Origin of the sequence: Sphingopyxis sp. BE235, from assembly GCF_031457175.1 — a bacterium.
Lineage (GTDB): Bacteria > Pseudomonadota > Alphaproteobacteria > Sphingomonadales > Sphingomonadaceae > Sphingopyxis.
In genome coordinates, this window is record NZ_JAVDWC010000003.1 from 470,855 (window position 1) to 484,296 (window position 13,442).

The following is a 13,442-nucleotide window of genomic DNA, read 5'->3' on the forward strand; positions in this document are numbered from 1 at the left end:
CATGCGGAAATCTCCCTGATTATCAGTCCTCGACGTACAGATATTGCGTCTGCTGGCCGTCGTTGATGTTCAGCGTGCGCTTGCCATCTTTCGTCCCGACGAGTGCATCGACGCCGATATTGCCTGGGCCGACCGAGATGATCGACATGCTGCCGTCGGCGTTCTTGCGCGTGGCGATCGGCCCCTCGACGAAGCCCGCCTTGATCCATTTCTGGCCGTTTTTCTCGCTGACCGTGATTTGGCCCACCGACGGGTCGCGATAGTGGCCGGCAAGATTGGCCAGTACCGCAGGATCGCCCGGATAGGTCAGCCGCTCGCGCTTCGCACTGGCCTGCGCCTTGATCCGCGTGGCGGCCGCAGTGATGTCGCGCGCTGCCTCGGGCTGGCCGTCATAGAGTATTTCGAGCAGGCGGCGGAGTGTCGGCGCCAGCATCGACGCGCCCGGATCGCTGTTGGTCAGGATCACCATGCCGACGCCCGACTCGGGAAGCGCAAACCAGGTGCTGTGATAGCCCAAAAGTGTCCCGCCATGGGTGACGACCTGCACCCCCGAGGCGTCGCGCTGGAACAGGCCCATGCCGTACCAGCTGTCGGGTCCCACCTGCACGCCCTTCTCGCGCCGTGCGAGCAGGTTCTTTTCGCTCACGACGCGCTTGCCGTCGAGCATGCCCTTGCCGAGTTCGAGCTGGACGTAACGCACCATGTCGGCGGTGGTGGAAAAGGCCGCGCCCGCGGGACGATAGGGATAGGGCGACCAGTTGAAGTCGTTCGACATCAAAGTCACCTTGCCGTCGATGTCGAGGCCGTGCGGCGCCGCCCAGTTGCCCGCCATGCCCTCGGCATAATCGAAGCTGCTGTCCTTCATGCCGAGCGGCTTGAAGACCTTTTCTTCCATCGCGCGGTCATAGGCGGCGCCGAACTCCATCTTCGGATAGAGAATATGCCCGCCGACATAGCCCGCCGCCGAGGCGAGCTGGTTGTTATACTGGAACAGGTCGCCGAACTTGCTCGTCGGCATCGTCGCGGCGAGCTGCTTGAAGGTGTCCGCGGCGGGCTGGCCCTTGTCGGCGAGGATGAAGCCGAAATCCTTGCGCGGCAGGCCGGTGCAGGCGCAGATCAGATGCTTGACGAGCACCGACTTGGTGACCTCGTCGTTGCCGAGGCGGAATTCGGGATAGAGATCGACGACCTTCTCGTCCCATCGCAGCTTGCCCTCGTCGGCGAGCGTCGAGAGGAGCAGCGTGGTCATCCCCTTGGTGTTCGAGGCGATCATGAACTTGGTGTGCTCGTCGACCTTTTCGGGCGAGCCGAGCGCGCGGACGCCGAAGCCGCCCTGCCAGAGCACTTTTCCGTCATCGATCAGCGCGAAGCCGACGCCGGGGACTTCGAGTTCCTGTCGGCTTTGTTCGATGAAGTCGGTGAGCAGCTTGACGCGTTCGGGGGTCAGCTCGTGCGCGGTCTTGCCGGCAAAGCTTTCCTTCTGGAAACCCGCGGGGCGCAGCCCTTGCGAAACCACCGACATCGCGGCGGACCGCTTGGCGGCGGTGCCCGCCGACCCATCGACGATCAGCACGGTCCAGGCACTGCCCTTGCGCAGCGCGGATGCGGAGCGCGCGGCGCGCTCGGTCGGCAGCGTTTCATAGGCGAAGCTCACGCGTTCGTCCCAGCCGTCGGCCGGGGGCGCGGCGGTGCTGGTGCGCTGCGTCGGCACGGCGCCCGGACGGATGACCGCCCAGGCCTTGGCGGCCGCATCCGCGGCATTGGCGGCGGTTCCGATCTCGGCGACGACGATGCGCAGGTCACCCTCGGGCGAGGTGAAGACGAGCGCGGGGCCCTGCGTCGACGCGGTCCAGTCCTTGGGCTGGACATATTGCACGCCGCTGGCGAGCTTGCCGGGCGTATCGGCTGCGACGGTCTGCGCGAGGGCAGCGACGGGCGCGCAGGAGAGCGCGAGGGCGATCAACAGCTTCATGATGGCTTCTCCTCAGGGCTGAACGAAATGATAGAGAACATGCGGTTGCGACGTGAAGGACAGGCGCCAGCGTCCCTCGGCGCCATGGAACAGCAATTGCTCATAAGGGCCGCCGGCGCGAGCGCCGGTCGCCTGTTCGAACCGCATCGGGCCGATACGTTCCCAATAGGTGGTTTTCCCGTCGTTGGTGACGGTGACGGCATTCGGGCCCGCCGCGGCGATCTTCAGGTCGCGCTCGGGATCGGGCGCGCGCGCATAGTCGCGCCGGTTCACGCGATAGGCGCCGAGCGGCAATGTTTCGTTCGCGGGCGCAGCGACGCGCGGGGCTGGGGCGACGGGGAACAGCCGGCCGATGAGTGCCTCGGTCAGTTCGGTGCGCCCGCCATAGCTGCCCTCGCCGCCGGTCTCGGAGATGAAGAAGCCCAGCCCCGCCTCGGGCGCCAAAATCATGTTCGAATGGAAATCGCCGGTGTTGCCGCCATGGCCGACCATGCGCGGGCCTTTTTCGCGGACGACGAAAAAGCCGTGCGCCATGCCGGGCAGGCCGGGGGCGTTGGCGACCGAATTGGTCATCAGCAGCTTAACCGAGGCGGGTTTCAGGATGCGCGCCTTGCCGAGCGCGCCGCCGTTCATCATCGCCATCATGAAACGTGCCATGTCGGGGCCGCTGCTCGTTCCCGATCCCGCGGGCATCGCCGGGCTGAACAGCTCGAACGGGTCGGCGACCAGCCGCCCGTCCTTGACCTGATAGCCCGACGCCATGCGCGGCGCGAGCGCGGCGGGCAAAGGTTCGCGAAAGGTGGTCGAGCTCATGCCGAGCGGCGCGAAGATATGCTTTTCGACATAGTCGGGAAAGGCTTCGCCCGACACGCGCTCGACGATATAGCCGGCGAGAACCGAGCCATAGTTCGAATAGGAGGTCTCGGTCCCCGGGGCCCAATGGCGCACCGGGATATGCGTCTTCATCCATTCGACATAGGGTTGAATCTTGTCGGGCGTCGGCGCAGTCAGCCCGCCGACGTCGCTCATCCCCGGCGTGTGCGACAAGAGGTCGCGCACGCGGATCGGCTTGCCCTCGAACTCTGGGATTTTGAAATCGAGATATGTGTTCACATCGGCGTCGAGATCGACGCGGCCCGCCTCGACCTGTTGCAGCAGCGCGCTCCAGGTGAACATCTTCGACACCGACCCCGGCCGGAACAAGGTCTGTTGCCCGTCGACCGCGATGCCCTTGTCGATATCGGCAAAGCCATAGCCGCGGGAGAAAAGGACCTTGTCGCGATAGACGACGGTGACCACCGCACCCGCGACCTCGCGCGTCGCGATCTGCTGCGCCATCACGCCATCGACGAAATCGGCGAGCCCGCCGATCCGGTCCTGCGGGATGCTGTAGCTGGTTTCGGCGGCCGCCTGCGCCACGGCGGCGGAGGGCAGGGCGATCGAGCCGAGCAGCGCGGCGGCGAATGCGGTGCGGCGCAGGGCCGGAAAGCGGGTCATGCAGGTCTCCGTAAAATCGGTGGGTGTCGCGTCGGTCATGCGAGGCAGCTGTCGACGAGCGCGTCGAATGCGGGTCCGCCGCGGACCGGATCGGCGACCGGCAAGCCGAGCCGCACGCTCTCGCGCGCCATCAGCTCGGTTGCCGCCGCTTCGCCCAGCGCCGAGGTGTTGAAGGCAAAGCCTCCGCATCGGATCGCGGGATTGGTCCGCCGGCCGAGCAACATCGTGAGTTCGACGATCTCCTCGACGCTGGTCAGCGTATAGCCCGCGGTGCCGAGCATCTCGGTACGGCCGGGCTCGTGGCAGACGACGAAGACATCGGGCTGGCTGCCGTGGAGCAGGCCGAGCGACACCGCGGCATAGGATGGGTGGGTCAGCGCGCCCTGGCCCTCGATCACGTCCCAATGGTCCGCGGGCGCGTCGGGCGAGAGCAGTTCGGCTGCGCCCGCCTCGAAATCGGAGACGACAGCGTCCATCGCGATGCCGCCGCCCGCGATCATGATGCCCGTCTGGCCGCTCGCGCGGAAATCGCTGTCGATGCCGCGCGTCATGAAGGCGCGGTGCAGCGCCAGCGCGGTATATTTCTTGCCGAGCGCGCAGTCGGTGCCGACGGTCAGCAGCCGCTTGCCGCTGCGCTTGCGGCCCGTACCGACGGGGATATGCGGCGGCGGCACACGCACGTCCATCAGCTGGCGGCCGAGCCGGTGCGCCGCCTCGGCGAGCTCGGGGATGTCGGCGAGGCGCATGTGCATGCCGGCGATCAGGTCGAGCCCCGCCTCCAGCGCCTCGACCAGCGACGCGCGCCAGTTCGCAGGGATCACGCCGCCCAGATTGGCGACGCCGATCACCAGCGCCCGCGCCCCGCGCGCATGCGCTTCGGCGGCGGTGAGCGCGTCCAGCCCGGTGGTGACCGTGGCGCCCGGCAGCCGCAGCTCGCCGACGCATTTGTCCGGTGCCCAATCCTTCAGCCCGAACGCGGTCTTTGCGAAACCCGCGATCGTCGTATCGCCGAGGAACAACACATAGGGTTGCGGCAGCACGAGTGCGCCCGCGATGCGGTCGGTCATCGCGTTCATCAACCGCCCCACGTCGCGGTCAGGAGGCGCTGGAAATTGCCGCCGAGCACCGCAAGGATATTCGCATCGGAATATTTGCGGCGCAGCAGTTCTTCGGTCAGGTCGAACATCTTGAGCGGATGATCGAACCCGTCGACGTCGATCTTCTCGCGAAAGGCGTAGCTGTCCTTATAGGCGCCGCGCAGCATCTTGTTCATTTCGGGCGAGGTGTCGTCATAGCCATAGAGGTCGGAATCGGTGCCGACGCCGACATGGTCGATCCCGACGAGCTTCACGACATGGTCGATATGGTCGACATAATTCACGATCGTCGTCGGGTCGGTCTTGCTCACGAAATTGCGCACCCCGGTGATGCCCATCACCCCGCCCTTGGCGGCGAGCGCCTTGATCGCCTCGTCGGTCTTGACGCGCGGATGGTCGATCAGCGCGCGGCAATTGCTGTGCGTGATCGCGATCGGCTTCGGCGAAATCTCGATTGCATCCAGGGTGGTGCGGTCGCCGCTGTGCGACACATCGACGAGCATGCCGACCTCGTTCATCGCCTTGATGATCTCGACGCCGAAATCGCTGACGCCGCCATCGACGCGCTCGGTCGACCCCGATCCGATGCGGTTCTGCGAATTATAGGTGAGCTGCGCACAGCGCTGGCCGATCTCGTAGAAGGTCTTGACGTCGGCGGGGCGGTTGAAATGGTCGGCGTTCTGCAGACCCATGATCACCGCGACCTTGCCGTCCTTCTTGGCGCGCAGGATGTCGGCGAATTTGTCGACGCCGGTGAAGACATGGCTGTTGCGCGCGACGAAATTGCCCCAGATCGCAAAGAAACTGAGCGCCTGTTCCTTCGCCGTCGGGCCGCCGATGCCGACCGCGTGGTGGATGGCGTTGATGCCGCTGGCGCGAAAGTCTGCGGTTTCCTTTTCGCTCAGCGCCTTGGTGTAATAGCTGGGGTCGAAGTCGATCTTGATCGGGGCGAGCATGTCGACGACGACCGCGCGCTGGACCAGTTCGATCGCGCGCTTCGAATAGGCGCGGTTCGTCGCCGGATTGATCTGGAAATGCGCGCGCGCGACATAAGGCGCGGCGAGGGGAGTAGCGAGCGCCGCGCCCGCGGCGCAAATCGCCTGCCGTCGAGAAAATAGCATCATCATCCCCTGTCTATTTTTGATTTTCTGATTAGGACGATATTATCCTAACAGGGCTTCGTCAATCCATCGCTTTCGAATCCTGAAAAACCTCCTCGCGTTCCAAGCGAGCGGCGAGCGTGTGTGCCATAGCCGCACCGCCGTCATCCCGATTTTCGGCCCGATTCGACACCCGAGGCCGGCGGGCGTCAGGGGAGCGCATGGCAGTTATGAGCCTAATTTCTCTCAAAAGAAATATATTGTCCTAAATAGGACATTGTGGCAGCTTCCATGGGGGGAACCAAAAAAGGCCGCCATCGAGCGGCTCAGCACAAAGGGGTGGATGAGATGCGTAAGGACAGTGATAAGCTCGGTTACCGGCTCGCGCGCGGCAGCAGCATTGCGGCGTTGGCGGCCGGATTATGGCTCGCGGTGCCCGCGGCAGCGCAAACCGTCGCCGAGACCGAGGCCACCGCCGATGAGGAAATCCTCGTCACCGGATCGCGTATCGCGCGCGCCGGTTTCGATCAGCCGACCCCCACGACGGTGATCGGCGAGGATGAATTGCGCCTCGGCGCGCGTCCGAACATCCAGCAGGTGCTGAACGACCTGCCGCAAATCCGCCCCACCACGACGCCGACCGTGTCGAACGGCAACACCTCGACCGGCACCGCGCCCGTCGACATGCGCGGCCTCGGTTCGAACCGCACGCTGGTGCTGCTCGACGGCCGCCGCTTCGTCGGCGAGGGCAATCTGAACTTCATCCCGACAAATCTGGTCGAGCGCGTCGAGGTCGTGACTGGCGGCGCCTCGGCCGCCTGGGGCTCGGGCGCGGTCGCGGGCGTCGTCAACATCCTGCTCGACAAGGATTATGACGGGCTGTCGATCGGCGGCAATGTCGGCGTTTCGTCGCGCGGCGATGGATTCCGCTATGGTTTCGACGCGAAATTCGGCACCGGCTTCGCCGACGGGCGCGGCCATTTCATCATCGGCGGCGAATATGTCAAAGACAGCGGCGTAATCAACCGCAGCACGCGCCCGAACCTCAACAGCCCCGATTTCATTCCGTCGGGCACGGGGTCGGAACTGGTCCGCGATGTGAACTTCGGCAATGTCACGCTGGGCGGCCTGATCACCAGCGGTGTGCTCGCGGGACAGACGTTCAACGCCGACGGCACGCTGCGCGCTTTCGGTCGCGGCACGGCCGTTGGCGCGGGCGCTTTCCCGCTGCGGATGGTCGGCGGCGCCGACGGCATCAACCTCTATGATACGATTCCCGTCTCCTCGCCTTTCGAACGGCTGAGCACCTACGCCCGGCTGAGCTATGAGGTCGGCGACGCGACCTTCTGGGTCGATGGCAGCTATGCGCGCTCGCTGTCGAACGCGCCCTTCTTCGGCGACTATACGGTCGGCGGGGCGCTCGGCCTGCCGTACCTCACGATCCAGGCGAACAACCCCTATCTGTCGACCGCGGTCCGCGACCGGCTCGCTGCCGCGGGCGAGACGAGCTTTACCTTCGGCCGCTATTTCAACGACATCCTTCAACTGCAGTTCCGCGGCGAGCGGGTCAGCAAGGAAGGCGCGATTGGCGTCGACGGCACGTTCGGCAACGGCTTCCGCTACAAGGCCTGGTACAGCCATGGCGAGGTCGAGAGCGAACAGTCGATGGGCAACTCGCGGCTGGTCCGGCAGTTCAGCAACGCGATCAACGCGGTGTCGAGCGGCGGGCAAATCGTCTGCGCGATCAATGCCGACGCCAACCCGGCGAATGACGATCCGGCGTGCCGCCCGCTCAATCCCTTCGGCGCATTGAACGCGTCGCCCGAAGCGCGCGACTATGTCACGGGGGCGCAGCAATCGTTCGGCACCACCAAGCTCGATTCGGTGGGCGCCGAAGTTCAGGGCGATCTCTTCTCCCTGTGGGCCGGCCCGGTGACCGTCGCGATCGGCGCCGAGGCACGCTGGGAAGAACAGATCTCGTCGCGCGATGATTTCACGATCGCGAACGCCAGCAACTTCGGCATTCTCGTCTTTTCGACGCCCACCTCGGGCGGGTTCAACGTCAAGGAGGCGTTCGGCGAAGTCCTGTTCCCGCTGCTCAAACTCGAAAATGCGGTCGAAATCGACCTGAGCGGTGCGGCACGCTATTCGGATTACAGCACCAGCGGCGGCATCTGGACGTGGAAGGCCGGCGGCACCGCGCGGCTGTTTGGCGACCTGCTGCTGCGCGCAACGCGCTCGCGCGACATCCGCTCGCCGGGCATCGGCGAATTGTTCGCGCTCCGCGCGATCAACATCGGGCCGCTCAACGATCAGGACAGGGCCGGGCGAGCCGCGGCCAACCCCGCCTATAATCCGCAGCCCTCGACCGTGACGACATTCACCGGCGGCAACCCCAATCTGGTGCCCGAAGTGAGCTATACGACGGCCATCGGCGCAACATATTCGCCGTCCTTCCTGCGCGGCTTCAGCGCTTCGGTCGATTATTACAAGATCAAGATCGACGGTGCGGTCACGGCGCTGAACGGATCGAACCTCACGCTCTTGTGCTCGCGCGGGGTCACATCCGCCTGCGACAGCATCACGCGTGATGCGACGGGGACGGTTACGCAGGTGGCCGCCACCCAGCAGAATATCGCGAGCTTCGAGACGAGCGGGCTCGACATGGAGGCATCCTATGTCGTCAACCTGTCGAACGTCAGCGCGGGCCTGCCGGGCAGCCTGCGCATCCGCGCGCTGGCGACCTATGTCGACAAGCTGGTGTTCGATACCGGCGTTACGCGCGTCGAGACCGCCGGCGATGTCGGCGATTCGGTGCTGCGCGCGACGCCGAAATGGCGCGGGACGCTCAGCGCGACCTATGAGGATGACAATGTCGGGTTCGACATCCGCGCGCGGTACGTCGATGGCGGCAATTTTGACCGGACGCGCACGACGCTGATCAACAACAGGATCGCCTCGCGGACCTATGTCGACCTCGGCGCGCGGTTCAAGATCGACGATCGCTTCATGCTGTTCGGCAATGTGAACAATGTGTTCGACCGCGATCCCCCGCTCATCACCGTCAACAGCACGCTGTACGACGTCGTCGGCCGCTACTTCACCGTCGGCGCGCGGGTCGATTTCTAATCGGATCCGTTTTCGGGGCAGTTCGAAGCAACGCCACGCAGTCCCGGCCTTGCTTCGACTGCCTCGAGAAGTTTCTGCGTCAGGTCCGGGCGGCGGTGACGATGATTTCCACCCGGTAGTCGGGGGTTGCCAGGCGAACTTCGCCGGTCGCCCGCGTCGGCGCATTGGCGCCGCCAAGCCATTCTTCCCAAACCACGTTCATGGCGGCGAAATCGGCCATGTCGGCCAACCAGATCATGGCCGTGAGCAGGTGCGACCGGTCGGTGCCGGCCTCGGCGAGCAATTCGTCGATCGATGCGAGAATAGCGCGCGTTTGTGCGGTCGCGTCCTCGCCCGGTGCGCCAACCTGGCCGGCAAGATAAACGATGCCGCCATGGATCACGGCCTGGCTCATGCGCGGGCCCGAATGCAGGCGTTCGATGCTCATATAAATCTCCTTCGGTGGGGTCGGGTAAAATGAAATCATGGCTGTGAGGCGGCCGCCGGGAAAGTGATTCCGCGCCAGCTCGCCGAGGGGCGGATGACAGGTCAGGGCCGCTTCGGCAATTTGATCGTGCGCACGGTGCCGTCGCGTCGCGCACCGGCGGCGCCTGTACGGCGCTTCTGAAGGCACTGAAATATGCTGATGGTGCCGGCTACAGGATTCGAACCCGTGGCCCCCTGATTACAAATCAGGTGCTCTACCAACTGAGCTAAGCCGGCACGGCTGACCGCCCCTTAGCATTTTTCGGCCGGATGGAAACATCCGACGTTGGGAAAATGCGGCAAGCAGGAAATCGTCAGATGATGCCAAAGGTCCAGCCCTCGGTTCGCGCAAGACGGTCCGTCAGCGGCGACGGCGACCAGGGGGCGGCGTCGCCGGCGATCGCGCGCAGCCAGGCGGCGGTCAGCAGCGCGTCGCTCGCATGGTCGCTGACCGGCCCTGTCAACCGGCACGGCGGCGAGCCCAGCGCCGCGAGCGCCGCATCGAGCGCCGCGCCGTCGCGGATCTTGCTGCGCCCCGGGGGCAGCCCGGCCGCGCGCGCGGCGAGGCTGGTGTAGATTTCGACCAGCATCGGCCCCGCCGCGGGCACCGGATCGCCGGGCCACAACGGGATGCGGTGCGACAGCCGGTGGAGCAGGCGCATGCCCGACAGGCTGGCCTTGCCGACCTGCGCCGCACCGACGAGGTTGAAATTGCTGACGCTCGCCGCCTGCTTCGTCGCGCGCTGGTGATGCTCGACGACGCGCAGCCGCCCGGCGCCCGCTTCGAACAGGTCGCCCGCCTCGCCGCGCTGCCGGAAATGGCGCCGCACCTCGGCGTGCGCCAGAAATCCCCCCGCTTCATAATGCGGATCGCCGCCCGCCAGCCGTTCGACGAGTGCCCACAGCATGCGCATGTCGGCCGGGCTCTCCGCCCAGCCGGGGAAATAGGCGCCATGGTCGGCAAAGGCGAAGGCGGCCGAAAAGTCGAAACCGATCAGCATATTCTCGCCCGCCGCCACAACGCCCTCCAGCCATTCGAGAATTTCGCTCCGCGACCAGATATGCCCCGGCCGCACCAGCGCGGGCGCCGCGCTGCCGCTTGCGACCGCCAGGGCGATCCCGCGCTGGCGCGGGCCGCGCGCGCCCGACCAGTCGAGCGCGGCAAAATGGGTGAAAGGACGCATCGCCGCGCCTTAGCGCATCCATGTCGTCTTGCACAAAGCCTCGCTCGGCCCCACATGCACCCCATGCTGATCGAAACCGAATCGACGCCCAATCCCGCGACGCTCAAATTCCTGCCCGGCCGGGCGGTGATGGAGGCCGGAACCCGCGACTTTGCCAGCCCCGAAGAGGCCGAGGCGTCGCCGCTCGCCAGCGCGCTTTTCTCGCTTGGCGACGTGACGGGGGTCTTTTTCGGCCGCGATTTCGTGTCGGTGACGATCGCGCCCGGCGCCGAATGGGCCGATGCAAAGCCCGACGTGCTCGGCATCGTGATGGATCACTTTCTCGCCGACGTGCCGCTGTTCAACGCCGCAAGCGCGGGTTTTTCGGTGCCGCCCGAGGATGAGGCCGGTTTTGCCGACGATCCCGCCGACGCCGACATCATCGAGCAGATCAAGGAACTGATCGAAACGCGCGTCCGCCCCGCGGTCGCCAACGACGGCGGCGACATCGTCTATCGCGGTTTCGACAAGGGCAATGTGTATCTGAAGATGCAGGGCGCATGCGCGGGATGCCCGTCGTCGACCGCGACGCTGAAGAATGGCATCGAGTCCCTCTTGAAACATTATGTTCCCGAGGTAACGGCAGTTCACGCCGTCTGACCATTTTTCTTCCGAGGAGTTAGCCCATGAGCGAGCCGCTTTCCGACAGCGCTCTCGACCAGCTGTTTCGTACCGCGCGCACCTATAACGGCTATCTCGACAAGCCCGTTTCGGAAGCGCAGCTGCATGCGATCTGGGATCTGGTGAAGTTCGGCCCGACCAGCGCCAACAGCCTGCCGGCGCGGATCGTCTGGTGCGTGACCGACGAAGCGAAGGCAAAGCTCGCCGCGCACGCGATACCGGGGAACGAGGAAAAGATTCGGAAGGCGCCGGTCACCGCGATCATCGCGAGCGACAATGAATTTTACGAAAATCTGCCCGAATTCTTCCCGCATACCGACGCGCGCAGCTGGTTCGTGGGCAACGAGGCGCTGGCGCAGACGACCGCTTTCCGCAATGCCACCCTCCAAGGCGCCTATTTCATCCTCGCGGCGCGCGCGCTCGGGCTCGATACCGGGCCGATGTCGGGGTTCAACAACGCTGGGGTGGACGAGGCCTTCTTTGCCGACCAGCCGAATGTGAAGAGCAACTTCATCTCGACCCTCGGCTATGGCGATGCTGCAACGATCTTCGATCGCAGCCCGCGCCCCGATTTCGCCCGCTTCAACCGCATCGTCTGAGCGAGCATCCTGCCTCGATGCGGTATCTGGTCATCGATTCGGCGAGCGAAGCCTGTTCGGTGGCGTTGCTGGAGGCCGGGGCGGTCGTCGACCATCGTCACGAGGTGATCGGCCGCGGCCACGCCGAACGGCTGGTTCCGCTGATCGCCGAACTTGCAGGCGGCGGCCGCGCCGACGTCATCGTCGCGGGATGCGGCCCGGGCAGCTTTGCCGGGGTCCGGATCGGCGTTGCGGCGGCGCGTGCGCTGGCGCTCGGGTGGCAGGTGCCCGTGCATGGCTTTTCGACGCTCGCGCTGGTTGCGGCCGGCGCCGCCGACGAGATCGCAGCCGCCGGCGGCGCGCTGGTGGTGATGGAGGGCGGCCACGGCCAATACTTCGTCCAGCCGTTCGCGGCGGACCTGACGCCGCGCGGCGAGATTCGCTCGCTGCTGCCCGACGACGCCGTCCTGATCGGCGACGAACTGGTCGTCGGCAATCGCGCCGAGCCCTTTGTCGCGCGCCGCGGCACCGGACGCGCGATGGCGGCGCTGCCCGACGCACGCGCCTTCCTGCGGTTGCCGCCCGCTTTGCTGATCGATGGGCCCAGCCCGATTTACGGCCGCGCGCCCGATGCCAAGCCGATGGCGCCGGCATGAGTGGCGCCATCCGCCTCGCCACCGCCCGCGTCGGCGATCTCGCCGCGGTGATGCGCGTGATGGAGGCCGCGTTCGCGCCCGCCTATGGCGAAGCGTGGAGCGGCGCGCAGCTTTTGACCTTGTTCGCGCTGCCCTCGGCGCGCGTGTGCCTCGCGTGGGACGGCGATCACGCGTGCGGTTTCTCGGCGGCGCGCATCGCCGGGCCCGAAAGCGAATTATTATTGCTCGCGGTCGACCCGCAGTTTCGCGGCCGCGGTATCGGCGCATTACTGATCGACGACTGGCGGGCATGGGCCGCCGAACAGGGTGCCGAAGACTATTTTCTTGAAATGCGCGCCGATAATGACGCGGTTCATCTCTATGAGAGCGCAGGTTTTGCAGAGTGCGGCCGACGGCCGGCCTATTACCGCGGTAATGATGGGGTGGTTCGCGACGCAATTACGATGCGCCGGTCGGCACGCGGTGAAAAGGCGGACTGATCGGTCATTGCGGAATTCCATCCAAAGTGGCAGTATTCTGGCTGGCGGAAGAACAAATCCAATATTCGCCGGCATGTCTTCTGGGTAATAAGAATCAAGGAATAGTCTCATGTCCGACCAAGCCGATACCAACGAGATGCTCGTTACGCTTACCGCCGACATCGTCGCCGCACATGTCAGCAACAACAGCGTCGCGATTTCGGATCTCTCCATTTTGATAAATAATGTTCACGCCGCCTTGTCGGGTCTCGGCAGCGAACCGGTCGTCGAGGAAAAGCTGGTGCCGGCGGTGTCGATCCGTACCTCGGTCAAGCCCGACTTCATCGTCTGTCTCGAGGACGGCAAAAAGCTCAAAATGCTGCGCCGCCACCTGATGACGCATTATGGCATGACCCCCGACGATTATCGCGCAAAGTGGGGCCTGCCAGCCGACTATCCGATGGTCGCGCCGAACTATGCCGAAAAGCGCCGCGCGCTGGCCAAGGAAATCGGCCTCGGCACCAAGGGCCGCGGCGGCGGGCGTAAGCGCAAGCCCAAGGTCTGAACCTTAGGGTCTGGGCCTAAGATAAATCGCTCCATCCGGAGCAGGGAAGGGCGGCGTCGTAGGGGTGCCGCCCTTGTCCTA

12 protein-coding genes and 1 tRNA gene are annotated in these 13,442 nt (G+C 65.4%); 6 read left to right on the forward strand and 7 right to left on the reverse strand.

The annotated features are described in order from the left end of the window. Positions 1-22: 22 nt before the first annotated feature. Genes J2X38_RS15840 through J2X38_RS15855 form a run of 4 tightly spaced genes read right to left on the reverse strand, consistent with a single transcriptional unit; the run spans position 23 to position 5,693 of the window. Positions 23-1,972, reverse strand: a complete 1,950-nt coding sequence (locus J2X38_RS15840; RefSeq protein ID WP_310255344.1) for a serine hydrolase domain-containing protein — start codon at positions 1,970-1,972, stop codon at positions 23-25. Between the two features lie 12 nt (positions 1,973-1,984). Next, positions 1,985-3,469, reverse strand: coding sequence for a serine hydrolase domain-containing protein (locus J2X38_RS15845; protein WP_310255345.1), 1,485 nt, complete (start codon positions 3,467-3,469; stop codon positions 1,985-1,987). A gap of 35 nt (positions 3,470-3,504) precedes the next feature. Next, complete coding sequence (locus J2X38_RS15850; protein ID WP_310255346.1) at positions 3,505-4,545, reverse strand: DUF1611 domain-containing protein; 1,041 nt, start codon at positions 4,543-4,545, stop codon at positions 3,505-3,507. Continuing rightward, positions 4,545-5,693 (reverse strand): dipeptidase, encoded by a 1,149-nt coding sequence (locus J2X38_RS15855; RefSeq protein ID WP_058537201.1) that lies wholly within the window; start codon positions 5,691-5,693, stop codon positions 4,545-4,547. Before J2X38_RS15855 ends, J2X38_RS15850 begins: the two co-directional genes overlap by 1 nt. Before the next feature lie 321 nt (positions 5,694-6,014). On the opposite strand from J2X38_RS15855, the gene J2X38_RS15860 reads away from it, so the two are divergent. Then, positions 6,015-8,795, forward strand: coding sequence for a TonB-dependent receptor domain-containing protein (locus J2X38_RS15860; RefSeq protein ID WP_310255347.1), 2,781 nt, complete (start codon positions 6,015-6,017; stop codon positions 8,793-8,795). Positions 8,796-8,874: 79 nt separating this feature from the next. Here the strand turns inward: J2X38_RS15860 and J2X38_RS15865 are convergent, their stop codons facing one another. The 3 genes from J2X38_RS15865 to J2X38_RS15875 all read right to left on the reverse strand — a co-directional run bounded on the left by J2X38_RS15865 (position 8,875) and on the right by J2X38_RS15875 (position 10,444). Beyond that, positions 8,875-9,222 (reverse strand): RidA family protein, encoded by a 348-nt coding sequence (locus J2X38_RS15865; RefSeq protein ID WP_310255348.1) that lies wholly within the window; start codon positions 9,220-9,222, stop codon positions 8,875-8,877. Positions 9,223-9,421: 199 nt separating this feature from the next. After that, positions 9,422-9,497, reverse strand: a tRNA-Thr gene (locus J2X38_RS15870). A 77-nt stretch (positions 9,498-9,574) separates the two neighbouring features. Beyond that, the gene (locus tag J2X38_RS15875; protein WP_310255349.1) at positions 9,575-10,444 is read right to left on the reverse strand and encodes a hypothetical protein; all 870 of its coding nucleotides are present in this window, start codon (positions 10,442-10,444) and stop codon (positions 9,575-9,577) included. 63 nt (positions 10,445-10,507) lie between these two features. Here J2X38_RS15875 and J2X38_RS15880 point away from each other — a divergent pair, with 63 nt between their 5' ends. From J2X38_RS15880 to J2X38_RS15900, 5 genes are all read left to right on the forward strand, one after another. Then, positions 10,508-11,083 (forward strand): NifU family protein, encoded by a 576-nt coding sequence (locus J2X38_RS15880; RefSeq protein WP_058537197.1) that lies wholly within the window; start codon positions 10,508-10,510, stop codon positions 11,081-11,083. Between the two features lie 26 nt (positions 11,084-11,109). After that, entirely contained in the window at positions 11,110-11,703 is a 594-nt protein-coding gene (locus tag J2X38_RS15885; RefSeq protein ID WP_310255350.1) for a malonic semialdehyde reductase, read from the forward strand. Positions 11,704-11,720: 17 nt separating this feature from the next. Beyond that, entirely contained in the window at positions 11,721-12,338 is a 618-nt protein-coding gene (gene tsaB / locus J2X38_RS15890) for a tRNA (adenosine(37)-N6)-threonylcarbamoyltransferase complex dimerization subunit type 1 TsaB (RefSeq protein WP_310255351.1), read from the forward strand. Beyond that, on the forward strand, positions 12,335-12,817 hold the full coding sequence (locus tag J2X38_RS15895) for a GNAT family N-acetyltransferase (RefSeq protein WP_310255353.1): 483 nt from the start codon (positions 12,335-12,337) through the stop codon (positions 12,815-12,817). Before tsaB ends, J2X38_RS15895 begins: the two co-directional genes overlap by 4 nt. A 109-nt stretch (positions 12,818-12,926) precedes the next feature. Beyond that, the gene (locus J2X38_RS15900) at positions 12,927-13,361 is read left to right on the forward strand and encodes a MucR family transcriptional regulator (protein WP_058537193.1); all 435 of its coding nucleotides are present in this window, start codon (positions 12,927-12,929) and stop codon (positions 13,359-13,361) included. The last annotated feature ends 81 nt before the right edge of the window (positions 13,362-13,442 follow it).

What these genes read in the sequence shown, in the direction of transcription:
- J2X38_RS15855 (WP_058537201.1), bottom strand. Translation starts at nt 5,693, where the DNA reads ATGATGATGCTATTTTCTCGACGGCAGGCGATTTGCGCCGCGGGCGCG.
- tsaB (WP_310255351.1), top strand. Translation starts at nt 11,721, where the DNA reads ATGCGGTATCTGGTCATCGATTCGGCGAGCGAAGCCTGTTCGGTGGCG.
- J2X38_RS15865 (WP_310255348.1), bottom strand. Translation starts at nt 9,222, where the DNA reads ATGAGCATCGAACGCCTGCATTCGGGCCCGCGCATGAGCCAGGCCGTG.
- J2X38_RS15845 (WP_310255345.1), bottom strand. Translation starts at nt 3,469, where the DNA reads ATGACCCGCTTTCCGGCCCTGCGCCGCACCGCATTCGCCGCCGCGCTG.
- J2X38_RS15840 (WP_310255344.1), bottom strand. Translation starts at nt 1,972, where the DNA reads ATGAAGCTGTTGATCGCCCTCGCGCTCTCCTGCGCGCCCGTCGCTGCC.
- J2X38_RS15885 (WP_310255350.1), top strand. Translation starts at nt 11,110, where the DNA reads ATGAGCGAGCCGCTTTCCGACAGCGCTCTCGACCAGCTGTTTCGTACC.
- J2X38_RS15850 (WP_310255346.1), bottom strand. Translation starts at nt 4,545, where the DNA reads ATGAACGCGATGACCGACCGCATCGCGGGCGCACTCGTGCTGCCGCAA.
- J2X38_RS15880 (WP_058537197.1), top strand. Translation starts at nt 10,508, where the DNA reads ATGCTGATCGAAACCGAATCGACGCCCAATCCCGCGACGCTCAAATTC.
- J2X38_RS15895 (WP_310255353.1), top strand. Translation starts at nt 12,335, where the DNA reads ATGAGTGGCGCCATCCGCCTCGCCACCGCCCGCGTCGGCGATCTCGCC.
- J2X38_RS15860 (WP_310255347.1), top strand. Translation starts at nt 6,015, where the DNA reads ATGCGTAAGGACAGTGATAAGCTCGGTTACCGGCTCGCGCGCGGCAGC.
- J2X38_RS15875 (WP_310255349.1), bottom strand. Translation starts at nt 10,444, where the DNA reads ATGCGTCCTTTCACCCATTTTGCCGCGCTCGACTGGTCGGGCGCGCGC.
- J2X38_RS15900 (WP_058537193.1), top strand. Translation starts at nt 12,927, where the DNA reads ATGTCCGACCAAGCCGATACCAACGAGATGCTCGTTACGCTTACCGCC.